This is a genomic window from Allobosea sp. P4_C6 (assembly GCF_056402015.1).
This window is the reverse complement of sequence record NZ_JBFUIF010000030.1, coordinates 30,357-53,602: the sequence shown is the minus strand read 5'-3', so window position 1 is coordinate 53,602 and position 23,246 is coordinate 30,357. Positions and strand designations below refer to the sequence as shown.

Here is a 23,246-nt window from a genome sequence, read left to right as displayed (position 1 = left end):
GCCGGCCATGGGGGATGCGCTCGGCTGGACCTACCGCAAGGACTGGTTCTCCAGACCTGAGCTGCAGGCCGAATTCAAGGCCAAGTACAACCGCGAGCTCGCCGCGCCGAAGTCGCAAACCGAGCTGAAGCAGATCGCCGAGTTCTTCCAGGGCCGCGATATCGACGGCAAGAAGGTCTATGGCGCGGCGATCTTCACCGAGCGTGGCTCGGAAGGCATCACGATGGGCGTCGCCAACGCACTCTATCCTTTCGGCTTCAAATATGAGGACCCGAAGAAGCCCTACGCCATGGCTGGTTTCGTCAACTCCGACGATGCCGTGAAGGGCCTGGAGTTCTACAAGTCCCTGTACAAGTGCTGCACCCCGCCGGGCTACTCCAACGCCTATATGCAAGAGGGCCTGGACGCTTTCAAATCCGGACAGGCGGCCCTGCAGATGAACTGGTTCGCCTTCTTTCCCGGCCTGTACAAGGATCCCAATGTTGGCGGCGACAGGATCGGCTTCTTCGTCAATCCGCCCGAGAAGCAGAAGGGCTCGCAGCTCGGCGGACAGGGCCTCTCGGTCGTCGCCTATTCGCCGAACCAGGCCGAGGCGCTGTCCTACGTCAAATGGTTCGCCTCGCTCGACGTGCAGAAGAAGTGGTGGGAACTCGGCGGCTATACTTGCCACAAGGGCGTGCTGAACGATCCCGGTTTCGCCAAATCCGCGCCCTTCGCGGCCGACTTCCTCGTCGCCATGGGCCAGGTCGTCGATTTCTGGGCCGAGCCGTCCTACGCGCAGCTGATGCAGGCGGAGCAGGCGCGCATCCACGACTATGTCGTGGCGGAGAAGGGCACCGCCAAACAGGCGCTCGACCTGCTGATCCAGGATTGGACCAAGGTCTTCAAGGAAGACGGCAAGTTCTGACGCAAGCGGGCCTTCGCCCCAGCCGAACCGGGGCTGCGCCTCATCGCAGGTGGCGCAGCCAGTCCCCGACCTTGCCTTTGAACGGTGCTGAGTCATGAATGCGAGCGACGTCACCGGCATCAGGAGCGCGGCAGCGATGCGCGCAGCCTATCCCCCAATCGCCCAGCGGGTCCGGGGTCTTAGCGACAAAGCCATCGCCTGGATCTTCATCGCGCCGACGATGATCCTCCTGCTCGCGATCAACCTGTTCCCGCTGATCTGGACGATCCAGCTCTCCTTCACGAACTACCGCGCCAACCGGCCCAACGCACCGCTGCGCAATGTCGGGCTCGATCACTACCAGACCATCCTGTCGGATCCGGAGATCTGGCAGCGCATGCAGGCCACCGCGCATTTCGTATTCTGGACCATCCTGCTGCAGACTGTCATCGGCTTTGCGCTGGCCTACCTGATCGACCGCAAATTCCGCGGCCATGGCTTCTGGACCACGCTGATCCTGATCCCGATGATGCTGTCGCCGGCCGTGGTCGGCAATTTCTGGACCTTCCTCTACCAGCCGCAGATCGGCCTGTTCAATTACGTCGTCTCGTTCTTCACGGGGCTTGCGCCGTCCTCCTTCCAGATGCTGGGCGACGTCACCTTGAGCCCCTGGGCGATCATCATCGTCGATACCTGGATGTGGACGCCCTATGTGATGCTGATCTGCCTGGCCGGCCTGCGCTCGATCCCGGACTACATCTACGRGGCAGCCGAGGTCGACCGCGCCAGCAACTGGCGGCAATTCATCTCGATCACGCTGCCGATGTGCCTGCCCTTCATCATGCTGGCCGTGCTCTTCCGCGGCATCGAGAACTTCAAGATGTTCGACATGGTCAACCTCCTGACCTCGGGCGGGCCGGGCTCGACGACCGAACTCGCCTCGATCACGCTGAAGCGCGCCGCCTTCGAGGCCTGGCGCACCGGCTATTCCTCCGCCTTCGCGATCATCCTGTTCGTCGCCGTGTTTGGGCTGGCGAACATCTATGTGAAGGCGCTGAACAAGGTGAAGGCACGATGAGCGGCGCGCTCTCTACGGCCCACTCCGTCGTCGCGCCGAGCGGACGCGTCAAGCTGCTGGCCGGTACCATCGTCGTTCTCTACGCGCTGGTGGCCATCGTGCCGCTGCTCTGGATCGGCCTGACCAGCATCAAGACGCCGCCGGACTCGATCTCCTACCCGCCCAAGGTCGTGCCCTTCCTGCATTTCGAGCCTTCGATCGAAGGCTATTGCAACCTGTTCAACACCCGATCGCGCCAGACGGCGGATTATCTCGCCTCGCTCCCGCCTGCGAATTCCGCCTGCGAAGAGATCACGCGCTCGCGCAGCATGGTGGTCGTCGGCCCGTCGAATTATGTGCCGCGCTTCGTCAATTCGCTGATCATCGCATTCGGCTCGACGCTGCTCTCGGTGGGGCTGGGCACCTGCGCGGCCTATGCCTTCTCGCGCTTCAAGGTGCCGCTGAAGGACGACCTGCTGTTCTTCATCCTGTCGACACGGATGATGCCGCCGATCGCCGTCGCGATCCCGATCTTCCTGATGTATCGCGAGCTCGGCCTCTCCGACACGCGGCTCGGCATGATCCTGCTCTACACCTCGGTCAACGTCTCGCTGGCCGTCTGGCTGCTCAAGGGCTTCATCGACGAGATCCCACGCGAATACGAGGAGGCGGCGATGATCGACGGCTACACGCGGCTGCAGGCCTTCCGCAAGGTCGTGCTGCCGCAGGCCACGACCGGAATCGTCGCGACCGCGATCTTCTGCCTTATCTTCGCCTGGAACGAATATGCCTTCGCCGTGCTGCTCACCTCGGGCACGGCGCAGACCGCGCCGCCCTTCATCCCCATCATCATCGGCGAGGGCGGGCAAGATTGGCCGGCGGTCGCGGCCGGAACGACGCTGTTCCTGATCCCGATCCTGGTTTTCACCGTGCTGCTGCGCAAGCACCTCCTGCGCGGTATCACTTTCGGGGCGGTGCGCAAATGAACCGGCATGCCAGCCATTCCCGGCAACCGGACGGCGCGCCTCGATCGCGCTGGCCCAGGGCGCTGCGGCGCGGACCGATGGAGACGCTGGCGACGGTGCTGATCGCGGCCGGCGTGCTGATGCTGCTGCAGTCCTTCTCGCTGACGCTCTACGGCTATTCCTTCGTCACGACGCTGATCGGCGTCATCATGTTCACCTTCGTCACCAAATTCCCGGAGTGAGCCATGGCCGAGATCCGGGTCGATAATCTGGTGAAACGGTTCGGCGCCTTCATGGCGGTGCGCGATACCAGTTTCACGGTCGAGGACGGCGATTTCTTCTGCCTGCTGGGCCCCTCCGGCTGCGGCAAGACGACGACATTGCGGATGGTTGCGGGGCTGGAGCTGCCATCCTCCGGCAGTATCCAGCTCGATGGTGAGGACGTCACCTTCAAGCGGGCGCGCGAACGCGACATCGCCATGGTGTTCCAGCTCTTTGCGCTCTACCCGCATATGAACGTGCGCAAGAACATCAGCTTTCCCTTGGTCTCGATGGGGGTGCCCAGGGACGAGACGAGACGGCGCGTCGAGGAAGCGGCACGCGTGCTGCGCATCGAGCATCTGCTCGACAAATCGATCTCCGGTCTTTCCGGCGGCGACCGGCAGCGGGTCGCACTCGGACGCGCCATCGTGCGCGAACCGAAGGCCTTCATGATGGACGAGCCGCTGGGCGCGCTTGACGCCGAGTTCCGCCATCTGATGTGCGGCGAGCTGCGCGCGCTGCACGATCGGCTGAAGGCGACGACGGTCTATGTCACCCATGACCAGCTCGAAGCGATGTCGATGGCCGACAAGATCGCGGTGATGAATGACGGCGTGATCGAGCAACTCGGCTCGCCGCAGGAGATCTATGACCGCCCGAATTCGATGTTCGTCGGGGATTTCATCGGTTCGCCCGCGATGAATTTCATCCGTTTCGACGGCACGGCCATTGCGGGCTCGACCTCGGTCAGCATCGATGCCGCCTGCGTGACCCTGCCGGAACTGCGCGAGAGCCACGCACCCGGACCGCTGGCGCTTGGGGTGCGGCCCGAGCAGATCGTCATCGGCGATCCCGGCCGGCAGGGCAGCGCCCTTCCGGGCGAGATTTTTGGCGCCGAATATCTCGGCACGACCCAGATCGTGACGGTCGCCACCCCGCGCGGCAAGCTCAAGGCGCGCTTGCCTGCCCATCTGCCGGTGGCCGCCGGCGACCGCGTCAGTCTGTCATTCAGGCCGGAGCGGCTATCGCTGTTCGATGCGGCGACGGGGAAGGCGATCCGCTCCGCCTTGCATGAGGCCAGCACGACGAGGCGCACCCATGGCTGAGGTCACGCTGACGCAGGTCTCGAAGCGGTTCGGTTCGGTGCAGGCCGCGAGCGATCTGTCGCTCACCATCGCCGATGGCGAGTTCGTCGTGCTGCTGGGGCCGACGGGCGCGGGCAAGACGACAGCCTTGCGCCTCATTGCCGGGCTGGAGACCCCGGATGACGGCCGCATCTTCATCGGCGGCGTCGATGTCACGGCGCTGCCGCCGGCGGCGCGCGACGTCGCCTTCGTGTTCCAGCAATACTCGCTCTATCCGCATCTGAGCGTATTCGACAATCTCGCCTTCCCCTTGCGGTCGCCGACACGGCGTACGCCCGAGGACGAGATCCGGCGCGCGGTCGGCCATGTCGCAAAGCTCCTCAAGATCGAGGACAAGCTGCAGAACCGCGCGACGCAGCTCTCCGGCGGCCAGATGCAGCGTGTCGCGATCGGCCGTGCCTTGGTGCGCAGCCCGTCGATCTATCTGATGGATGAGCCGCTCTCCTCGCTCGATGCCAAGCTGCGCGCGGAATTGCGCATCGAGCTGAAGCATATCCAGCAGGATCTGGGCGCGACCGTCCTCTACGTCACACATGACCAGACCGAAGCGATGACGCTGGCCTCGCGCATCGGCGTGATCAACCAGGGCCGCCTCGTGCAGATCGGAACGCCGCGCAGCATCTATGAGGACCCGACCGACATCTATGTCGCCACCCGCCTCGGCAGCCCCGGCATCAACCTGCTGCCGCGCGCCCTCTTCCCCGGTCTGGGGGCGCCGGCCAGCACGACGACGATCGGCGTGCGCACCGAGCATCTCGCCATCGCCAAGGCGGGGAATGGCGCGGTGACGGGCAAGGTCAACTGGATCGAGCGGCTCGGCGATCAGAACCACCTGCATATCGCAGTGAACCAGCATCAGATCGTCAGCCTGGTCGATCCGGATGAAGGCCTGGATGTCAGCGACGAGGTGAGCGTGAGCCTGCTCAAGCCGCTGTTCTTCGACGCCGACGGCCAGCGGGTGAGGTGAACCATGGACGGCGCGTTGAAGAAGAAGCTGATCGAGGCCATGGCCGCGGCAATCGTGACCCATACCGATGAATTGACGGCCCTCGACCAGGCCATTGGCGACGGCGACCACGGCCTGAACATGAAGCGCGGTTTCGAGGCCGTGCTGGCGGACATGGATCCGATCACGGCAAAGCCCTTGCCCGACGCCCTGAAGGCAATCGGCACGACATTGGTGATGAAAGTCGGCGGCGCCTCAGGGCCGCTCTACGGCACGCTATTCATGACGCTGGGTAAGGAACTGCCGCCGGAGCCGACGATTACGGAGATGGCGCAGGCACTGGCCGCGGCGATCGAGGCCGTGAAGGCGCGAGGCAAGTCCGATCTCGGCCAGAAGACCATGCTCGACGTGCTGGCGCCGCTCCAGGCCGCACTCGCTCATGGCGGCGCCGACCTCACGAAGCGCCTTCCCGAGGTCGCCAGGATCGCGGCTGAGGCAACGGTGCCGCTCAAGGCCATTCGCGGACGCGCCTCGTTTCTGGGAGAGCGTTCGATCGGCCATATGGATCCCGGGGCACGCTCATCGGCGCTGCTCGCCACCGCAATCTGCCACGCCATCGGAGCCTGAAAGCATGCAAGCCAGCAAGAATGTCGGCATCGTCATCGTGTCGCACTCGGCCAAGGTCGCCGAAGGCGCCGTCGACATGGTTCGCCAGATGGTCGGCGACAATGTCCCACTTGCCGCGGCCGGGGGCAATGCCGAAGGCGGCCTAGGCACCGATGTCGCCGCCATCATGGCGGCGATCGACAAGGCGTGGTCGGAAGCGGGCGTCGCCATCCTGGTCGATCTCGGCGGGGCCGAGACCAATAGCGAGATGGCGGTGGAAATGATGCCGGAGGAGCGGCGCGAGCGCATCGTCATCTGTAATGCACCGATTGTGGAAGGCGCCGTGATGGCCGCCACCGAAGCGTCCGGCGGCTCGCCGCTGGCCGTCGTGCAGGCGACCGCCGAGGAACTCATGTCGGCATGAATGACATGTCGGCAAAAGGTAGCGAGAGGAATGCAAGGATGCAGGAGGTGACGGCCAGCGCCCTGCTCACCAACAAGATCGGGCTTCATGCCCGGCCCTCGGTGAAGCTTACCCAGACCGCCAAGCGCTTCGGCTCCCGTATAGAGGTCGCGACCAGCGCGGCCGGCCCGTGGACCGATGCCAAGAGCCCGGTGAAGATCATGCGCGTCAAGGCGGCCCAGGGCGAAGTGCTGCATTTCAAGGCCAGCGGCGAAGATGCTTCCGCCGCGCTCGCTGCGCTCGTCGATATCGTCGCACGCAAGTTCGATGAGGAGTGAGGCGTGATGGAACGCCGCCTTTCCGGCCTCGCCGCATCGACCGGGCTCGCCTTCGGTCCGGCGGTGGCATTTCGCGCAGTCGGCGAGATGCGGCGCGTGAAGGGTCCGGTCGCAAGTGAGCGACAGGCTCTGGCGGACGCCGTTGCCGCTTCCCTCCAGGCCGTCACGGCCTTGGCGGCCGGTCTTCACGGCGACGCTGCCGATATCGTGGGCTTTCAGGTGGCGCTGCTCGAAGACGACGTCTTGACCGAGGGCGCCTATGCAGCAATCGAGCGCGGCGTGCCTGCCGACGCGGCCTGGCGACAGGCGCTGGCGGAGGAGATCGCGGGATATGAGGCGTCCGACGACGCCTATTTCCGCGCCCGCGCCACAGATTTGTCTGATATCCGGGACCGGGTTCTTCGCCAGCTTTTCGGCTTGCCCGAACTGACGAATGCGCCGCCCGGCGCCGTCATTCTGGCGCAGGATCTGCCGCCCTCCACCTTCCTTGGCATCGATTGGTCGCAAGGCGGCGGCATCGTGCTCGGGGCCGGCAGCCCGACCAGCCATGTCGCCATGCTAGCGCGCGGTCGTGGCGTGCCGATGGTGGTCGGCATCGGCTCCGACTGGGAGGCGGTCTCCGGGACGGTCGTCGTCGATGGCATGGCAGGCCTCGTCCTGACCGGCCCGTCACGCGCGAGCATCGACGAGGCGCGACGGCGGGCAGACGAACTCGGCCACGTGCGGAGCAAGGCGGAAACCCGCAAGCGCGAGCCTGCGCTGACCCGCGACGGGACCCCGATCGCCGTGATGGTCAATGTCGCGGGGAGCGCCGATGTCGCGGGCTTCCCGGCCGAGGCTTGCGACGGCATCGGCCTGACCCGCACGGAATTCCTCGTCGAGCAGGCCTTGCAGGATGAGGCGCGCCAGTTCGAGGCCTATGCCGCGTTGCTGCACTGGGCTGGCGGTCGGCCGGTAACGATCCGCACGCTCGATGCCGGCGGAGACAAGCCCATCGCCGGCTACACGATCGATGGCGAGACCAATCCCTTTCTTGGCCTGCGTGGCATCAGGCTGTCCCTGCGCCATGCCGACGTCTTCCGCGTCCAATTGCGGGCGTTGGCCCGGGCGGCGAGCCTGGGCCCGCTCAAGGTCATGCTGCCTATGGTCACCGCAGCGCAGGAACTGGAACAAACGAGAGTGCTGCTGGACGGCGTTCTGGCGGAACTCGCGGCGGAAGGATTGCCGCATGCAGCGCCTGCGCTCGGCATCATGGTCGAGGTTCCGGCCGCCGCCATGGCGGTCGCGAGCTTCGACGCCGCCTTTTTCTCGATCGGCTCCAACGATCTGACGCAATACGCGACCGCCGCCGCGCGCGATGGATCGGAGGTCGCGGCCTATGCCGACGTCCTGCATCCCGGCGTGCTCGCCATGATAGCCCATGTCGCGCGCCATGGCGCCGACCTTGGTCGAGAAGTCAGTCTCTGCGGCGATGCGGGAGGCGATCCGCGCGCCATCGCCGCATTGCTGCGGGCCGGCGTCCGGGCCGTGTCGGTCTCTCCCGGGCTGTTGGCGATGGCGAAGGAAGCGATCCGGGCGGTCGATCTCTCGCAGCCAGTGACGGACGCATGACCAGCCCCGAAACCCTCCCGACCGACCCTTCGCCATTGGCCGCGTACAAGGCGATCCTGCGCGCGATCATCGAGAACCGCCCCTCCGGCACCCGGCAGCGGCTGGCGGAAGCCATCGGCAAGAACCGCAGCTTCATTTCGCAGATCATCAGCCCCGCCTATGCCACGCCAGTGCCGGTGCAGCATCTGGAGACGATCTTCCATGTCTGCCATTTCGCGCCGCGGGAGCGGCAGGCCTTCCTGAACGCCTATCGCGCCGCGCATCCGGGGCGCCTGGAGGTGGTCGATGCCGGGCGGCCGATGCGCCGGCTGGTGGTCGAGTTGCCGGATTTCGGCAGCGCCGACCTGAATGCCCGGGTCGACCATATCGTGCTGGGGGTCGCGCGCGGCCTGGTGTCCCTGATCCCGGCCGCCGCCGACGAAGAAGCCGATGCGCAGGGGGAGAGCCTATGAAGAAACTGATCAACGCGGTCGACAGCATTCTGTCGGAGAGCCTCCAGGGACTCGCCGCCATTCATGGCGATATCCTCATGCTCGGCGAAGAGGAAAAGTTCGTTCGACGCAAGGTGCTGAAGCCCGGCAAGGTCGCGCTGATCTCGGGTGGGGGCTCTGGCCATGAACCCTTGCATGCCGGCTTCGTCGGCACCGGCATGCTCGATGCCGCCTGTCCGGGGCAGGTCTTCACCTCGCCGACGCCGGACCAGATGCTGGCGGCGGTGAACGCCGTCGGCACGGCGGCGGGCTCGCTCTTCATCGTCAAGAACTATGAAGGCGACGTGATGAATTTCGAGATGGCGGCCGAGATGGCCGAGAGCCCAGTCGCGACCGTCATCACCGATGACGACGTCGCGGTCCCGGCCTCGACCTGGTCCACCGGCAGGCGTGGCGTCGCAGGCACGCTGATCGTCGAGAAGATGGTCGGCGCCGCCGCCGAGCAGGGCCGCGAGCTCGATACGCTGAAGTCCCTCGGCGAGGAGGTCAACCGGCGCACCCGCTCGATGGGCGTGGCCCTCACTTCCTGCACCGTGCCTGCAGCCGGCAAGCCGACCTTCACCCTCGGTGAGGACGAGATAGAGATGGGCGTCGGCATCCACGGCGAACCGGGCCGGCGGCGCGTGAAGCTGGCAACGGCGGACGCTATCGCCGACGAGATGATGGGGGCGATCCTCGGCGATCTTTCCCTGAAGAGCGGCGCGCCCTGCCTGCTGCTCGTCAATGGCTTCGGCGGGACGCCCGCCATGGAGCTCTATCTGATGGCCAATGCTGCAAGGCGCGTCCTGGCGGGACGCGGTCTCGCCATCGCACGTGGCCTGGTTGGGTCTTACGTCACCTCTCTGGACATGGCTGGTTGTTCGCTAACCGTGACGGCGCTGGACGACAGCATGATCCAACTCTGGGACTCGCCGGTCCATACGGCTGCGCTGCGTTGGGGGTAAGCACCGCAAGCGTTGGGGCGGATCTTGCCTGGAATTTGCCTTCGCCGTTGAGCCGGCGATGCCGCGCTCACCACTGTGTGGGGGCAACGATCCCTCGGGCTGCGCATGAGATAAAGCCAATAAGGGATCCTGCTCGTGGTAGGTGCGCCATTCCTTGCGACTGCCGAATGGGGTGCGGGCGGCTCGCACTGTCCGCCCGCACCCCCGGGGCGTTTGTCTCAGTTCTTTTTGGGCGGAGTCGCCGGCCAGGACTTGATCAGCGTGTCGTAGTCGATCGTCTCGCCCTTCGGCTTCTCATTGGCGAGCTTGGGCTGCGGCGCGATGTTGCCGTCCGCCTTGGACTTGGCGAACCAGGCATCCGCCGTCTGCTTCGGGTTCAGCTTCGGGCCGCAATCGCCCTGGACGCCGGAGCGTTCGAGCCGCTCCAACACCGAGTCCTGCGCCGCCGCGAGTGAATCCATCGCCGCCTGCGCGGTCTTGGCACCCGAGGAGGCATCGCCGATGTTCTGCCACCAGAGCTGTGCGAGACGCGGGTAGTCGGGAACGTTGTTGCCGGTCGGCGTCCACTGCACGCGCGCCGGCGATCGGTAGAACTCGATCAGCCCGCCGAGTTTCGGCGCCCGCTCTGTGAAGCTCTTGTCCCAGATGTCGCTCTCGCGGATGAAGGTCAGGCCGACATGGCTCTTCTTCAGGCTGACCGATTTGGAGACGATGAACTGGAGGTAGAGCCAGGCCGCCTTGCGCTTCTCCAGCGGGGTCGATTCAAGCAGGGTCAATGAGCCGGCATCCTGGTAGCCAAGCTTCATGCCTTCCTTCCAGTAGGAGCCCTTGGGCGAGGGGGCCATGCGCCATTTCGGGGTGCCGTCGGCATTCACCACCGGCAGGCCGGGCTTGACCATGTCGGCCGTGAAGGCGGTGTACCAAAAGATCTGCTGCGCGATCGTGCCCTGCGCCGGTACAGGCCCCGATTCCGAGAAGGTCATGCCGCGTGCCTGAGGCGGCGCGTATTTGTTGAGCCAGTCGACATATTTCTGGACGGCATAGACCGAAGCCGGGCCGTTGGTGTCGCCGCCGCGATCCACCGAGGAGCCGACCGGGCGGCAGCCCTCCATGCGGATGCCCCATTCGTCGACCGGCTTGCCGTTCGGGATGCCCTTGTCGCCATTGCCGGCCATCGAGAGCCAGGCATCGGTGAAGCGCCAGCCGAGCGAGGGGTCCTTCTTGCCGTAGTCCATATGGCCAAAGACCCGGACGCCGTCGACCTCCTTGATATCGTTCGAGAAGAACTCGGCAATGTCTTCATAGGCCGACCAGTTGACGGGTACGCCGAGCTCGTAGCCGTACTTGGTCTTGAATTTCTCCTTGAAGTCCGGGCGGGTGAACCAGTCGTAGCGGAACCAGTAAAGGTTCGCGAATTGCTGGTCCGGCAGCTGGTAGAGCTTTCCGTCCGGTGCGGTGCCGAAGGATTTACCGATGAAGTCGTCGACGTCGAGCATCGGGTTGGTGACGTCCTTGCCCGGCCCCGCCATCCAGTCCGTCAGGTTCGTGGTCTGCTTGTAGCGAAAATGCGTGCCGATCAGGTCGGAGTCGTTGATCCAGCCGTCATAGACGTTCCGGCCGGACTGCATCTGTGTCTGCAGCTTCTCGACCACGTCGCCTTCCTGGATCAGGTCGTGCTTCAGCTTGATGCCGGTGATCTCGCTGAAGGCCCTGGCCAGCGTACGGGCTTCGTATTCATGGGTGGTGATGGTCTCTGAGACGATATTGACCTCCATGCCGGCGAAGGGTTTCGCGGCATTGACGAACCACTCCATTTCCTTGAGCTGCGCATCCTTGGCCAGTGTGGAAGGCTGGAATTCGCTGTCGACCCAGCGTCGCGCCGCATCCATGTCGGCGAGGGCGGGCACGGCGCTGAGCAAGGAGCTGAGCGCGGTAGCGGCTAGCATCTGCTTTCTCATCGTTTCCTCCACTAGTTGATTGTTCTTGCGAGCCTTGTTGGCTCCCTTTGCGCAGGCAATGTTCGTGCGAGAGCAGCCTCCGTGGTTAGGGTTAGACGAAGCGAAAAACCGTGGTGGCGTAGAGAAACGAAAGGCCGGTCGCCCACCAGAGATCGGCGGCGGTGAGGCCGAGCCAGGCGAGGTGGATGAAGGCCGATCCAAGCAGGCTCAGGAAGAGTCGGTCGCCGCGTGTCGTCGGGATGCCGAGCACGCCGACGCGCTCGAGTTCGGGCCGCCAGATCGCCAGCGCCGTCATCACGCCGAGCAGGCCGAAGAGACCGGCAAAGAACAGCCCGGTCTGCGGTGTCCACGCCATCCATGCCAGATCGGGCATCAGACCCTCCCCAGGGCAAAGCCCTTGGCGATGTAGTTTCGGACGAACCAGATCACGAGCGCACCGGGGATCAACGTCAGCACGCCGGCGGCCGCGAGCAGTCCCCAGTCCATGCCTGCGGCCGAGACCGTGCGCGTCATCGTGGCGGCGATCGGCTTGGCGTTGACCGTCGTCAGGGTCCGCGCCAGCAAGAGCTCGACCCAGGAGAACATGAAACAGAAGAAGGCGGTGACGCCGATGCCGTTGGCGATGATCGGGGTGAAGATCTTCACGAAGAAGCGCGGGAAGGAATAGCCGTCGAGATAGGCTGTCTCGTCGATTTCGCGCGGCACGCCGGACATGAAGCCTTCGAGGATCCAGACCGCGAGCGGCACATTGAACAGGCAATGAGCCAGCGCCACCGCGAGCGGCGTGTCGAAGAGCCCGATCGCCGAATAGAGGTTGAAGAAGGGCAGTGCGAAGATCGCGGGGGGCGCCATCCGGTTCGAGAGGAGCCAGAAGAACAGGTGCTTGTCGCCGAGGAAGCGGTAGCGCGAGAAGGCATAGGCGGCTGGAAGCGCCAGCGTGATCGAGATCACCGTATTCATGACCACATAGGTCAGCGAGTTGATGTAGCCGGAGTACCAGGACGGGTCGGTGAAGATCGTCCGGTAGTTCTCGAATGTGATCTCGCGCGGCCAGAGCGTCATGCCGGAATTGATCTCGGCATTGGTCTTCAGGCTCATCACGACGAGCCAGTAAATCGGCAGGATCAGGAAAATCAGATAGAGGCCGAGCGTCAGCGCGCTGCCGTTGAAGCGAAGGGCGGAGCGCGCCTTCGGTGCCGCTTCGGCTGCGGAAAGTGCCGCGGTCGAGCTGAGGCTGCCCGTCGTCATCGGCCGCCCTCAGCATCCGCCGGCGGGCGCCGACGCTCGACATCGAGATTGGTCATCACCGTGTAGAAGACCCAGCACACGGCGAGGATGATCAGGTTGTAGACGATCGACATCGCCGCGGCCTTGCCGAGATCGAACTGGCCGAGCGCGAGCTTCACCAGCTCGATCGAGAGGAAGGTCGTCGAATTGCCTGGTCCGCCGCCGGTGACGACGAAGGGCTCGGTATAGATCATGAACGAATCCATGAAGCGCAGCAGAACGGCTATGATCAGCACGCGCCGCATCTTCGGCAGCTGGATGAAACGGAACACCGCCCAGCGGCTGGCGCCGTCGATACGTGCGGCCTGGTAAAAGGCGTCCGGGATGGATTTCAAGCCGGCATAGCAGAGCAGCGCCACCAGCGAGGTCCAGTGCCAGACGTCCATCACGATGATGGTGATCCAAGCCGCAAGCGGATCGGCGACATAGTTGTAGTCGATGCCGAGCCGGTTGACTGTGTAGCCGAGCAGCCCGATATCGCCGCGCGCGAACACCTGCCAGATCGTGCCGACCACGTTCCACGGCACGAGCAGCGGCATCGCCATCAGCACCAGCGTCGCCGCCACCTTCCAGCCCTCGCGCGGCATGGCGAGCGCGACCGTGATGCCCAGCGGCACCTGGATCGTCAGGATGATCGCGGAGAACAGGAGGTTGCGCCAAAACGAGTCGCGCACGCGGCCGCCCAGGTCGCTCGACGGGTCGAGCAGTTCCTTGAACCAGCCGGTGCCGTTCCAGAAGAACTGGTTGTTGCCGAACGTATCCTGCACCGAATAGTTCACCACCGTCATCAGCGGGATCACCGCCGAGAAGGCAACGATGGCGAGGACCGGCAGAACAAGGAACCAGGCGCGGTTGTCATAGGGCTTGTCCATCACGCCCTGCCCTCCAGCCGTTCGCCATCGGCATAGACATGGATGTGATCGGGCTGAAGGATGAGCCCCGCGCTCTCGCCGATGTCGCTGAGCCCGTCGGGCACACCGGCGGCAACCGCGTATTCGCGCAATCGCAGGCGCGCCAGCCGGGAGCGGCCGAGATCGTCGATGCGCTCGACCGTGACGGGTACCCCCTCGCCGGGGCGGGCGAGTGTTGCGAATTCGGGCCTGATCCCGATCTCGATCCGTTTGCCGGACGGAATGTCGTAGCTCCGTGGCAACTCGATCGTCGCTCCCGCGACATGGGCGCAGTTGCCCGCGACAGAGGCCGGAATCACGTTCATGCCCGGGGAGCCGATAAAATAGCCGACGAAGGTATGGGCCGGCTTCTCGAACAATTCGTCCGGCCGCCCGGTCTGCACGACCCTTCCATCATGCATCACGACCACGGTGTCGGCGAAGGTCAGCGCCTCGGTCTGGTCRTGSGTSACATAGATCATGGTGACGTCGAGCGCTCTGTGAAGCGCCTTGAGCTTGGAACGCAACTCCCACTTCAGTTGCGGGTCGATGACGGTCAAAGGCTCGTCGAAGAGGATGGCTGCAACATCAGGGCGGACGAGGCCGCGACCGAGCGAGATCTTCTGCTTGGCGTCAGCCGTGAGTCCTCTCGCCTTGTGGTTGAGCTCGCCGGTCAGTTCCAGAAGCGTCGCGATCTCGCGCACACGGCCATCGACGGCTCTGGCCTCCATGCCGCGATTGCGCAGCGGGAAGGCGAGATTCTCGTAGACGGTCATCGTGTCGTAAACGACCGGGAATTGAAACACCTGGGCGATGTTGCGCTCTTCCGTCGGTAGGTGCGCGACATCTCGACCGTCGAACAGCACGCGGCCATGTGATGGGATGACAAGACCCGAGATGATGTTGAGCAACGTCGTCTTGCCGCAGCCGGAGGGGCCGAGCAAGGCGTAGGCGCCTCCCTGGCGCCAGGTCAGCGTCATCGGCTTCAGAGCGAAATCGCCCGGTGCCGAAGCGCCTCGCTTATAGGAATGCGCGAGATCGGAAAGCTCGATGCGCGCCATTGAGCGTCTCCTCAAGCAGCCGAGAGGAAGGCTGGGGCGTGAGCGAGCCGCCCGTTGGAATCAAAGACGAAGACAGTCGTCGGGTCGACATGCACTGAGATGGTGGCGCCGGGCTCCAAATCGTGCACGCCCGGCGCAAGCGCCACCCAGCGCGCACCCGCGCATTCGACATGGACGAAACTTTCGGAGCCGGCGATCTCAGCCACGATCACCCTGCCGTCGAAGCGCAGGCTAGGCCCGGCGGGAACTCGTAAATGAAGATGATGGGCCCGAAATCCGACCTGATAATCCCCGTCGGCTAGCCCGGTGAGCGCTCCAGTCGCGGGAGCGCTCACACCGTCGGGGAGGACGATTTCCGCGCCATTTTTGGTAACAGGCAAAATGTTGAGCGGCGGATCGGAGAAGATGCGCGCCGTGATCAGATCCTGCGGCCGGCGATAGACCGCCGCGCTCGGCCCATGTTGCGTCACCCGGCCCTGCCAGAGCGTGGCGGTATGGTCGCCCAGCAGCAGCGCTTCCTGCGGTTCGGTCGTGGCATAGACGACTGTCGCATTCGACATGCGAACGATCTTGGGAAGTTCCTCGCGCAGTTCCTCGCGCAACTTGTAATCAAGGTTGGCCAATGGCTCGTCGAGCAGGACGAGATCGGCGCCCTTGATCAGCGCGCGAGCCATGGCGGTACGCTGCTGCTGTCCGCCGGAGAGGTTGAGCGGCATCCGCTCAAGGAATGGATCGAGTTGCATCAGGCGCGCCATTGCTCGCACCTTGCTCTCGATTTCCGCTTTGGGCAGCCCTTTGACCCTGAGGGGCGAGGCGATGTTCTCGAAGACGTTGAGGTTGGGGTAGTTGATGAATTGCTGGTAGACCATCGCGACCGAGCGCTCGCGTACGGCTAGGCCGGTTACATCCCTCTCTCGGTCGCCCTCGTCGACCAGGATGCGCCCCGATGTCGGCCTGTCGAGGCCGGCCATCAGCCGCATCAGAGAGGTCTTTCCCGCCAGCGTCGCGCCGAGCAACACGGTCATCGTTCCCGGTGGAAGCCGCAGCGTCGTCTCGTGAATGTGCGTCAGCGCTCCGACGTCGCGACGCACCTTGTCGAGAACAAGACCCACTCCAGCCTCCTTCAAGCCCTCCGGGTTACCGGAGTGTGAACGATCTCATTCATCGGTGCGTCGAGCATTTCCCGCGGTTCGTCCGACCGGCCCATATCCGAATTCGTCCAGCGCTCGTGGTCCACCCGCTGCCCCATTTGCCGGGAGGTGCCTAGCTCGGGTGCACGGAGCCGGTGCCGAACGCTGGCCCGGATTCGATTTTCTCTCAACACCAGCCAGCATGTCAGGAGCCCTCGTATCACAGGTGCGCAGTAGTCAGATGGCGGTTGCGCAAGCCAAGAATAGCGCCAATCGGTCCTGTTCACGAGGGCTTCGAGGTCGGTTGCCGCAAAAACATCCTGACATAATTCCGATCGAGGGAGCGAAGGGCGCGTCGACGTCCGTTATGCCGACCCTTCAGGATCGTATCCCCCTGCATCCGACCGGATCGGTGCTGATCGGTGGACGACGCTAGCGAGTGAGGCCGTTCGCAACTGAATGTGTCAGTTCAGCTTCGGCAGAAGGGTCCGCCCGCAGCCTCTTGTACTCTGAGGGCGATCCCCCTTCCGCAGGAAATGATGCAGAACCACTACAGCCGCTTCCTTCCGCAAGATAAGGCGCCGCTGGCAGCGAAGATCCTGATCAGGTTTGGGAAGCGGCGGGAGATCGGGCCATCCGGTTGGCATGATAAAAAGCCGAGTCCGCTTACGGGGCATCCACCGAATGTCCGGAAGTGGCGCGACGCGGCCTCAAGTCTCACTTCCCCGAACACGGGGGTCGTTGATCGCCGGCTGCGTCGTCTTCCGAAAGGCAGACCACGCCTCATTACCAAGTCACTCACGCCGCCGGAAGTGGCCCATTCTCGCTCCAGTCGGATACGCCGCGAGCGGGTTAGGGGTTTCACCTTGATCGCTGTGCCGAGCGCTATTCCGCCTGCGATTGTCCCGATTGTCTATAACACCAGCAACGTGCTGGTCGGCAGCATCGGGGAGCGCCTGGCACCGTTGAATATTCAAGGTGGACCGCTCATCGAACGACCGATCACAGGGCTTGGCCTGGAAGACGAATTCTCTCTTCTGAGATTTCAAAAGAGAATTGAGAGATGTCAGGTATGGCCTAACATGCGGCCATGTTTAACTGGATGCTTTGGCGGCAGGGATCTGCGAGCGCGACGCTGGCTCTGCTGAGCGGCTGGCGCCAAGACTAATGGCGCCTTTCCCGGCCGCGGAATGAGAGAAACGTGATGCACAAGTCGTTCGCCTGGTTCGTCGCCGCCACTCTCGCCCTGGCGACGCCCGCCATTGCCGGCGCAGACCGTTTCGTCGTCGATCTCGCGGCCGAGCCCTCAACGCTCGACCCCCAGCTCCAATGGAATCCCGACAGCTATTACGTTTACCGCAACATATTCGACAATCTCGTCACGCGCGACGACAAAGGCGAGATTGCTCCGCAGATCGCCACGGCGTGGCGCAACGTGTCCGACACCGAGGTCATCTTCACGCTCCGGCCGGACGTGACGTTCCATGACGGCTCGAGGCTCACGGCCGAGGATGTGGCCTTCAGCATCGAGCGAGTCACCGACAAGAGCTTCGCCAGCCCTCAGCGTGGTCAATTCAACAAGATCGTGCAGGCGGCGCCGCTTTCCCCGACAGAAATCAAGCTCGTCACAGACGGGCCCTATCCCGCGCTGCTTGCTCAGCTCGTCAAGCTCTCCATCGTGCCCAAGAAGGTCGTCGAGGCGATGGGCAAGGATGCCTTCAACCTGAAGCCAGTCGGGAGCGGGCCGTATAAGTTCGAAGCTTGGCAGCGCGGGGTCGCCGTGACCCTGAGCCGCAATGATGCTTATTGGGGAACGAAAGGGCCGTTTCCGGTCGCGCTTTTCCGTGCGGTTCCGGATAGTGCCACGCGTCTCGCCAACCTGCAGGCCGGTGCCTCCGATCTTGTGGTCGGACTCGACAGTGACCAGCTCGCCCAGCTCAAGGGCTCACAGCGCGCCAAGCCTTTGACCACTCTGACGGAGCGCCTCGCCTATCTACGTCTGAATCCTAATCGCCCGCCTTTCGACGATCCCAAGATCCGTGAGGCGATTGCGCGAGCCGTCGACAAGCAGGGGATCATCGACGGCATTCTGGGCGGACAGGAGAAGCCGATCGCACAGATGCTCACGCCCGCACATTTCGGCTGGGCAGATGGCATCGGGGGGCTGGCCTACGATCCTGCCCGCGCGAAGGCCCTGGTTGCCGAGGCGGGTGCGGCCGGAAAAATTCCGATTCCGCTCACGACCGCGCCATTCTTCGACCAGCGCGTCGTTCAGGCGATCCAACAGCAACTGCGCGATGCCGGGCTCGACGTGTCGATCGAGCTGATCGATACGCCCAGCTTCCTGCAGCGCACCCAGCGCGGCCCCGTCGAAGCGCCCGTGCTGGCCATCAGCCGTTCGTCATGCGCCTGTCAGGATGCGGACGGTGCGCTGTACGAGCTCTTCCACGCCGGCAGCGGTTGGACGATCGTCGAGAATAAGGAGGTCGACGGTCTTCTCGATCGCGCTCGCTCGGCCCTCGACCCGGCCGCGCGGCTGGCCGACTATCGCAAAGTTCACGAGATCATCGCTGCCTCGCTTCCAGTCGTCCCGCTCTACCAAACGGTCGCCGGATATGGCGCAGCCAAGCCTGTGCAGTTCACGCCGACACCGAACGAGAGCTTGTTCCTGAACCGGATCCGCTGGACTGACTGAACGCGTCGCGATGCAAACCCGGCGTAGCCAGCAGCCGGCTGAGTCATCGGCCGAGCAAGGTGTGAAACGGCCCGCCGTCGCTATAGAGCCACGAAGTCCGCTTCCGCGTATAGGCTCAATGTCTGGTTGTGGCGCCGAATGGTATGCGGATGAGGATTTCGATGACCGCCGATCCTAGTCCGGCCCATCCCGCCGTCTCGGCTTATCTCGAGGACGGATACGACCGAGTTCCCGGCATGTCCTCGCGCTTCGCCGCTGCGATATGTGCCCGGCTGCTGCGGCTTCAGACCGAACAGGGCGTGAGCGGACCGATCGCAGAGATCGGCGCCTTCGAGGGCCGCTTCCTGATCGCGCTCGCTCATGCGCTGGAACCAGGCGAGGTCGCACTGGCGGTCGATCTTTTCGAGTGGCCGGATGCCGGCGTGCAAGAGCGATTTGAGGCGAACGCGGCCCGCCATGGTATCGGACCCGAGCGCCGCGTCAGCGTGAAAGCCGACAGCGGCACGATGACGCCGGCGGATCTCATCGCGCACGCGCGGGGCGAGCGCCTGCGGCTCATCCATATCGATGGCGAACACTCGCGCGCTGCCCTGGCGAAGGATCTCGCGCTCGCCACCGCCTGCCTGGTCGAGGGCGGACTGATCGTGCTCGACGACATGCTGCACCCTGGCTACCCGACACTCATGGTCGCCGTGCAGCATTTTCTCGACGCCCATCCCGACATCGTGCCGCTATGCCTCATCGATCGCGAAAGCGTCGTGGCCGCGACCAAGTTCGTGCTGTGCCAGCGCCAATGGTTCGAGCGCTACCAGGCGCCGATGCTGACGATCTTCGAAAGCTGGATCTGGCCGATGGGCGCCGATTTCGAGCCGCACTGGTGCCTGGTGCTATCGCAGGACACCCGGCTCGCAGAGATCCGGTGACGCCCGCAACGGAGCCTGAACGCCCGCTCTACGGCACGCCGCTCGATCCAGGGCGTCCCTTCGCCTAGGTTGAAGAGTGTCCGCTGTCGGGCAAAGCGTCAACTTCCGCTTATGGCGCGAGCAGCGGATGGACTCGGCACGCATCCATACGTGTGGCCAAATTCGGCGCGGGGACTGCTATAGATGGCGCGATTGCCGGACATGTCCCGGCAGAGCAGGAGTAGATTGTGACCGAGCGATTTGAACGGCATCGCCAACCCTGGACACATGAGGAACTCGAGAAGCTAAAGTTGCTCGCCAAGAAGGGCATGGCACTGAAGGCGATTTCGAAAGCGATGACCCGCAGCGAAGAATCCATCAAAGATCGCGCGAAACTCGATGGTATCGGGATCGCCAAGCTCCGTTAGGCCGTGCTCAGACTGCGGCTTGCGACGCAAAGCGACGTCCGCTGCGGGACGATGGCGCAACGTCCTTTCTTGGCGGTTCTCATGCGTTGTCGAGTTGGAGTACAAATCCGTTCCTCACCTCGGCCAGCACGCCTAAGAAGTCGCGGACAAGCTGCGGTCGCGGGCGCCCTGGCGGAAAGACAAGGTGTTTGCGAAAATGCAAGGCCGGCTCGAAGCGCAACACCTTGAACCCTGACCGGTCGAGCCCGGTGATTGCTGCCGGATTGACCAAGCCGACGCTGGATCTGAAGCCATTGAATCAGGATGCGAGCGAGCCGCTTCCGCCCGGCCCGTGAAGGGCGTGCGACCTCGGTCGCTGGCACCGAAGTGAGCCTTTCCTTCTCCCATCGGGGGAGAAGGTGGCACGGCGGAGCCGTGACGGATGAGGGCAGAACCTCGTTCCAAACAAGAAAAGGGCCGCCTAAGCGGCCCTTCCCTCATCCGTCTGCTCCGCGGACACCTTCTCCCCCAGAGGGAAGAAGGTGACTACGCCGCCAACCCCTTTGCCATTTCGCTGACCTGCTTCTCGAACAGCGCGCGATAGGCGCCGCCCTCGCGGGTCAGCAGGGCGTCGTGCGGGCCTTCCTCGACCACGCTGCCGCGATCGAAGACCAGGATGCGGTCCATGGCCCGCACCGTGGAGAGACGATGCGCGATCACGACCGTGGTGCGCCCCTCCATCAGGCGCTCGATCGCCTGCTGGATCAGCGCCTCCGATTCCGAATCGAGGCTGGAGGTCGCCTCGTCCAGGATCAGGATCGGCGCATCGGCCAGGAAGGCGCGGGCCAGCGCGACGCGCTGGCGCTCGCCGCCAGAGAGCTTGATGCCGCGCTCGCCGACGAGCGTGCCGTAGCCCTTGGGCAGGCGCATGATGAACTCATGCGCGTTGGCGAGCTTCGCCGCCTGCTCGATCTGCGCCTGGCTGGCACCCGGCCGGCCATAGGCGATGTTCTCGGCCAGCGAGCGGTGGAACAGCACCGGCTCCTGCTGCACGATCGCGATCTGCCGGCGCAGGCTCTCCTGCGTGACATCGGCGATATCCTGCCCGTCGATCGCGATCCGGCCCGAGGTGACGTCGTAGAGCCGCTGCACCAGCTTGACGAAGGTCGTCTTGCCGGAGCCGGAGCGGCCGACGAGGCCGACCTTCTCGCCGCCACGGATGGTCAGCGAGAAGTCGCGGTAGAGCGGGTCGACATGGCCGCCGTAATGGAAGGTCACGTCCTCGAAGGCGATCTCGCCCGCCGTCACGCCCATCTCCACGGCGCCCTTCCGGTCCGGCACGCCATAGGGAAGATCGTGCATCCAGACGAGCTCCTCCATGTCGTTGACCGAGCGCTGCAGGTTGTGGACGTGCTGGCCGACATCGCGCAGATAGCCATGCACCACCGCATAGGCCGTCAGCACGAAGGCGACATCGCCCGCGCTCGCCCGTCCTTTCAGCCAGAGCCAGATGACGAGGCCGATCACCGCGGCGCGCAGCAGCAGCAGCACCATCAGCTGGCCGGTGCCCGACCAGGTGCCACGCAGCCAGGCGCGCCGCGTCCTGAGGCTCCACTTCGCCATCACGGTCGCGAGGCGCAGATCCTCGCGCGCCTCCGCGCCATAGGCCTTCACCACGGGGTTGCAGGTGATGGCGTCCGCCAGCGAGCCGCCGAGGCGGGTATCCCAGGCATTGCCCAGCCGCGCCGCCGGCGCGACGAAGCGCAGCGAAAGCACAAGCGTCAGCCCGATATAGGCCAGTGCTCCCACCGCCACCACGAGCCCCATCACCGGCCAGTGCCAGGCGAGCAGCGCCGTCATGCCCAGCAGGATGACGAGCGAGGGCAGCAGCGCGATCAGGATCGTGTCGGTCAGCAGGTCGAGCGCCCACATGCCGCGCGTAATCTTGCGCACCGTCGAGCCGGCGAAGTTGTTGGCGTGCCAGTCGGTCGAGAAGCGTTGCAGGCGCGCGAACGCCTCCTGCGCCACATCGCTCATCGTGCGCAGCGTCATGGTCGTCAGCCCGATGAAGGCGAAGTGCCGCCCCAGCACGGTGACGACGGCGAGCGCCATCATTCCACTGAGCGCCCACAGCGCCGCATCGGCACCGCCGACCCCGGTCGCGACCGCATCGACGAGGCGGCCGGCATAGACCGGCGTGAACAGCTCGGCCAGGGTCGCGACGGCAGTGACGCCGGCAACCCAGGCGACCTGCCTGGGCTGGCGCGCCCAGTGTCTGAAAGTAAAGCCGAGGACGGCTCGAAACGGCTCGCGCCGCCCGGTTTGAGTATCGAGAGACATAGCATCATTCGGCGCCGAAACGGCAGCCGACTCCGGATCAGGCGGAGGCGACGACACAGCGCCGACTCCAGCAATGGACAATAATCGTTTGGAAAAGGCTCAGGAGACCGCCGGCAGGCGGGCCTCGTGCGAGACCGACCTAGTGCCGGTGTGGTCGCATGGGAGTGACAGCGGTGGTGACGATTACCATTCAGCCCTCCCTTTCTTGAGTTGGAGCCAGATTGCGGAAGATGCCTGATTGTTAGGCAGAGCGCAACCCTGCCCGCCATGCGACCGCTGCACGGGGCGCCTTCGCTGGTTTCAGGACGAAGCCGGCAGGATCACCAGAACAGCGCGACGAGCCGGGCCGCGATCACCAGCGCGAAAGCGGCGATGATCGTGGCCAGAACCTGTTGGCGCTTGGCGCGGTTGGGGAATTGCCTGGACAGCAGCTTGCCCAGAGGCTTGCGGAAGATGAAGGCCGCGACAAGGAGAACGATGACGATATGAGACAAGGCTCGGCCTCAGCCCTTCTTGTCTGTGGCAGCGGGCTCGACCGGCGCGCCGGCCTTCTTCCAGGCGCCGAAGCCGCCGGCGACATGGGCGACGGGTTTCAGCCCCATCTCCTGCGCCGTCTGCGCCGCGAGCGCCGAGCGCCAGCCGCCACCGCAGAAGAACACGAAGCGCTTGTCCTCGGCGAAAACCGGCTTGGCGTAGGGGCTTTCCGGGTCGATCCAGAATTCGAGCATCCCGCGCGGGCAATGGAAGGCGCCGGGCATGCGCCCTTCCCGCTCCAGCTCGCGCGGATCGCGCAGGTCGACGAAGACGACGTCGTCGCGGCCATGGAGCGCCCGCGCTTCCTCGACCGACAGCGTCTCGATCCGGCTCTCGGCTTCCGCGACCAGGGCCTTGTAGCCCTTCGTGATGGTTTGCGGCACGGTCGC

At 64.6% G+C, this 23,246-nt stretch carries 24 protein-coding genes; 15 read left to right on the top strand and 9 right to left on the bottom strand.

All coding sequences use genetic code 11. The annotated features are described in order from the left end of the window. The 12 genes from AC1DVA_RS19795 to dhaK form a co-directional block, all read left to right on the top strand. On the top strand, window positions 1-907 hold a 907-nt coding region (locus tag AC1DVA_RS19795), incomplete at its 5' end, for an extracellular solute-binding protein (protein ID WP_476806981.1). A 136-nt stretch (window positions 908-1,043) separates the two neighbouring features. Next, window positions 1,044-1,964 (top strand): carbohydrate ABC transporter permease, encoded by a 921-nt coding sequence (locus tag AC1DVA_RS19790; RefSeq protein ID WP_476806982.1) that lies wholly within the window; start codon window positions 1,044-1,046, stop codon window positions 1,962-1,964. Continuing rightward, window positions 1,961-2,929, top strand: a complete 969-nt coding sequence (locus AC1DVA_RS19785; protein WP_113511717.1) for a carbohydrate ABC transporter permease — start codon at window positions 1,961-1,963, stop codon at window positions 2,927-2,929. The genes AC1DVA_RS19790 and AC1DVA_RS19785 overlap by 4 nt, the downstream gene beginning before the upstream one ends. Next, window positions 2,926-3,150: a hypothetical protein gene (locus AC1DVA_RS19780; protein ID WP_476806980.1), complete on the top strand. Its 225-nt coding sequence runs from the start codon at window positions 2,926-2,928 to the stop codon at window positions 3,148-3,150. The genes AC1DVA_RS19785 and AC1DVA_RS19780 overlap by 4 nt, the downstream gene beginning before the upstream one ends. 3 nt (window positions 3,151-3,153) lie before the next feature. Then, complete coding sequence (locus AC1DVA_RS19775) at window positions 3,154-4,275, top strand: ABC transporter ATP-binding protein (protein ID WP_476806979.1); 1,122 nt, start codon at window positions 3,154-3,156, stop codon at window positions 4,273-4,275. Continuing rightward, window positions 4,268-5,281 (top strand): ABC transporter ATP-binding protein, encoded by a 1,014-nt coding sequence (locus AC1DVA_RS19770; protein WP_476806978.1) that lies wholly within the window; start codon window positions 4,268-4,270, stop codon window positions 5,279-5,281. The genes AC1DVA_RS19775 and AC1DVA_RS19770 overlap by 8 nt, the downstream gene beginning before the upstream one ends. A gap of 3 nt (window positions 5,282-5,284) precedes the next feature. Then, entirely contained in the window at window positions 5,285-5,887 is a 603-nt protein-coding gene (dhaL, locus tag AC1DVA_RS19765) for a dihydroxyacetone kinase subunit DhaL (protein ID WP_476806977.1), read from the top strand. 4 nt (window positions 5,888-5,891) lie between these two features. Further along, complete coding sequence (gene dhaM / locus AC1DVA_RS19760) at window positions 5,892-6,290, top strand: dihydroxyacetone kinase phosphoryl donor subunit DhaM (RefSeq protein ID WP_476806976.1); 399 nt, start codon at window positions 5,892-5,894, stop codon at window positions 6,288-6,290. A 38-nt stretch (window positions 6,291-6,328) separates the two neighbouring features. After that, window positions 6,329-6,607 carry an HPr family phosphocarrier protein gene (locus AC1DVA_RS19755; protein ID WP_265053737.1) on the top strand — a complete coding sequence of 93 codons (279 nt, stop codon included), beginning with the start codon at window positions 6,329-6,331 and terminating at the stop codon, window positions 6,605-6,607. Window positions 6,608-6,613: 6 nt separating this feature from the next. Then, window positions 6,614-8,218 (top strand): phosphoenolpyruvate--protein phosphotransferase, encoded by a 1,605-nt coding sequence (locus tag AC1DVA_RS19750; RefSeq protein ID WP_476806975.1) that lies wholly within the window; start codon window positions 6,614-6,616, stop codon window positions 8,216-8,218. Beyond that, window positions 8,215-8,670, top strand: a complete 456-nt coding sequence (locus tag AC1DVA_RS19745) for a hypothetical protein (RefSeq protein ID WP_265053739.1) — start codon at window positions 8,215-8,217, stop codon at window positions 8,668-8,670. Before AC1DVA_RS19750 ends, AC1DVA_RS19745 begins: the two co-directional genes overlap by 4 nt. Then, window positions 8,667-9,653 carry a dihydroxyacetone kinase subunit DhaK gene (gene dhaK / locus AC1DVA_RS19740; protein ID WP_476806974.1) on the top strand — a complete coding sequence of 329 codons (987 nt, stop codon included), beginning with the start codon at window positions 8,667-8,669 and terminating at the stop codon, window positions 9,651-9,653. Before AC1DVA_RS19745 ends, dhaK begins: the two co-directional genes overlap by 4 nt. A 218-nt stretch (window positions 9,654-9,871) precedes the next feature. Here the strand turns inward: dhaK and AC1DVA_RS19735 are convergent, their stop codons facing one another. The 6 genes from AC1DVA_RS19735 to AC1DVA_RS19710 form a co-directional block, all read right to left on the bottom strand. Continuing rightward, window positions 9,872-11,599: an ABC transporter substrate-binding protein gene (locus AC1DVA_RS19735; protein ID WP_476806973.1), complete on the bottom strand. Its 1,728-nt coding sequence runs from the start codon at window positions 11,597-11,599 to the stop codon at window positions 9,872-9,874. 103 nt (window positions 11,600-11,702) lie between these two features. Then, entirely contained in the window at window positions 11,703-11,984 is a 282-nt protein-coding gene (locus tag AC1DVA_RS19730; protein WP_265053742.1) for a DUF2160 domain-containing protein, read from the bottom strand. Next, on the bottom strand, window positions 11,984-12,859 hold the full coding sequence (locus tag AC1DVA_RS19725) for a carbohydrate ABC transporter permease (RefSeq protein WP_265053743.1): 876 nt from the start codon (window positions 12,857-12,859) through the stop codon (window positions 11,984-11,986). Before AC1DVA_RS19725 ends, AC1DVA_RS19730 begins: the two co-directional genes overlap by 1 nt. Beyond that, window positions 12,856-13,770 carry a carbohydrate ABC transporter permease gene (locus AC1DVA_RS19720; protein WP_476806972.1) on the bottom strand — a complete coding sequence of 305 codons (915 nt, stop codon included), beginning with the start codon at window positions 13,768-13,770 and terminating at the stop codon, window positions 12,856-12,858. The genes AC1DVA_RS19725 and AC1DVA_RS19720 overlap by 4 nt, the downstream gene beginning before the upstream one ends. Next, entirely contained in the window at window positions 13,770-14,849 is a 1,080-nt protein-coding gene (locus AC1DVA_RS19715) for an ABC transporter ATP-binding protein (protein WP_476806971.1), read from the bottom strand. The genes AC1DVA_RS19720 and AC1DVA_RS19715 overlap by 1 nt, the downstream gene beginning before the upstream one ends. An 11-nt stretch (window positions 14,850-14,860) precedes the next feature. After that, window positions 14,861-15,961, bottom strand: coding sequence for an ABC transporter ATP-binding protein (locus tag AC1DVA_RS19710; protein ID WP_476806970.1), 1,101 nt, complete (start codon window positions 15,959-15,961; stop codon window positions 14,861-14,863). A gap of 1,222 nt (window positions 15,962-17,183) precedes the next feature. Between AC1DVA_RS19710 and AC1DVA_RS19705 the strand changes: the two genes are divergently transcribed. From AC1DVA_RS19705 to AC1DVA_RS19695, 3 genes are all read left to right on the top strand, one after another. Next, window positions 17,184-18,674, top strand: coding sequence for an ABC transporter substrate-binding protein (locus AC1DVA_RS19705; protein WP_476806969.1), 1,491 nt, complete (start codon window positions 17,184-17,186; stop codon window positions 18,672-18,674). Window positions 18,675-18,835: 161 nt separating this feature from the next. Next, a complete protein-coding gene (locus tag AC1DVA_RS19700) occupies window positions 18,836-19,597 on the top strand; it encodes a class I SAM-dependent methyltransferase (RefSeq protein ID WP_476806968.1) in 762 nt (253 codons plus the stop codon). 227 nt (window positions 19,598-19,824) lie between these two features. Then, window positions 19,825-20,004 carry a Myb-like DNA-binding domain-containing protein gene (locus AC1DVA_RS19695; RefSeq protein ID WP_038362276.1) on the top strand — a complete coding sequence of 60 codons (180 nt, stop codon included), beginning with the start codon at window positions 19,825-19,827 and terminating at the stop codon, window positions 20,002-20,004. 525 nt (window positions 20,005-20,529) lie between these two features. Here the strand turns inward: AC1DVA_RS19695 and AC1DVA_RS19690 are convergent. From AC1DVA_RS19690 to AC1DVA_RS19680, 3 genes are all read right to left on the bottom strand, one after another. Next, entirely contained in the window at window positions 20,530-22,323 is a 1,794-nt protein-coding gene (locus tag AC1DVA_RS19690) for an ABC transporter ATP-binding protein (RefSeq protein ID WP_476806967.1), read from the bottom strand. 320 nt (window positions 22,324-22,643) lie between these two features. After that, entirely contained in the window at window positions 22,644-22,817 is a 174-nt protein-coding gene (locus AC1DVA_RS19685) for a hypothetical protein (protein WP_265053749.1), read from the bottom strand. Window positions 22,818-22,826: 9 nt separating this feature from the next. After that, complete coding sequence (locus tag AC1DVA_RS19680; protein ID WP_476806966.1) at window positions 22,827-23,240, bottom strand: rhodanese-like domain-containing protein; 414 nt, start codon at window positions 23,238-23,240, stop codon at window positions 22,827-22,829. Window positions 23,241-23,246: the final 6 nt, after the last annotated feature.

What these genes read in the sequence shown, in the direction of transcription:
- AC1DVA_RS19785 (WP_113511717.1), top strand. Translation starts at nt 1,961, where the DNA reads ATGAGCGGCGCGCTCTCTACGGCCCACTCCGTCGTCGCGCCGAGCGGA.
- AC1DVA_RS19745 (WP_265053739.1), top strand. Translation starts at nt 8,215, where the DNA reads ATGACCAGCCCCGAAACCCTCCCGACCGACCCTTCGCCATTGGCCGCG.
- AC1DVA_RS19720 (WP_476806972.1), bottom strand. Translation starts at nt 13,770, where the DNA reads ATGGACAAGCCCTATGACAACCGCGCCTGGTTCCTTGTTCTGCCGGTC.
- AC1DVA_RS19755 (WP_265053737.1), top strand. Translation starts at nt 6,329, where the DNA reads ATGCAGGAGGTGACGGCCAGCGCCCTGCTCACCAACAAGATCGGGCTT.
- AC1DVA_RS19690 (WP_476806967.1), bottom strand. Translation starts at nt 22,323, where the DNA reads ATGTCTCTCGATACTCAAACCGGGCGGCGCGAGCCGTTTCGAGCCGTC.
- AC1DVA_RS19725 (WP_265053743.1), bottom strand. Translation starts at nt 12,859, where the DNA reads ATGACGACGGGCAGCCTCAGCTCGACCGCGGCACTTTCCGCAGCCGAA.
- AC1DVA_RS19780 (WP_476806980.1), top strand. Translation starts at nt 2,926, where the DNA reads ATGAACCGGCATGCCAGCCATTCCCGGCAACCGGACGGCGCGCCTCGA.
- AC1DVA_RS19735 (WP_476806973.1), bottom strand. Translation starts at nt 11,599, where the DNA reads ATGCTAGCCGCTACCGCGCTCAGCTCCTTGCTCAGCGCCGTGCCCGCC.
- AC1DVA_RS19775 (WP_476806979.1), top strand. Translation starts at nt 3,154, where the DNA reads ATGGCCGAGATCCGGGTCGATAATCTGGTGAAACGGTTCGGCGCCTTC.
- AC1DVA_RS19770 (WP_476806978.1), top strand. Translation starts at nt 4,268, where the DNA reads ATGGCTGAGGTCACGCTGACGCAGGTCTCGAAGCGGTTCGGTTCGGTG.
- AC1DVA_RS19730 (WP_265053742.1), bottom strand. Translation starts at nt 11,984, where the DNA reads ATGCCCGATCTGGCATGGATGGCGTGGACACCGCAGACCGGGCTGTTC.
- AC1DVA_RS19700 (WP_476806968.1), top strand. Translation starts at nt 18,836, where the DNA reads ATGACCGCCGATCCTAGTCCGGCCCATCCCGCCGTCTCGGCTTATCTC.
- dhaL (WP_476806977.1), top strand. Translation starts at nt 5,285, where the DNA reads ATGGACGGCGCGTTGAAGAAGAAGCTGATCGAGGCCATGGCCGCGGCA.
- dhaK (WP_476806974.1), top strand. Translation starts at nt 8,667, where the DNA reads ATGAAGAAACTGATCAACGCGGTCGACAGCATTCTGTCGGAGAGCCTC.
- dhaM (WP_476806976.1), top strand. Translation starts at nt 5,892, where the DNA reads ATGCAAGCCAGCAAGAATGTCGGCATCGTCATCGTGTCGCACTCGGCC.
- AC1DVA_RS19705 (WP_476806969.1), top strand. Translation starts at nt 17,184, where the DNA reads ATGCACAAGTCGTTCGCCTGGTTCGTCGCCGCCACTCTCGCCCTGGCG.
- AC1DVA_RS19750 (WP_476806975.1), top strand. Translation starts at nt 6,614, where the DNA reads ATGGAACGCCGCCTTTCCGGCCTCGCCGCATCGACCGGGCTCGCCTTC.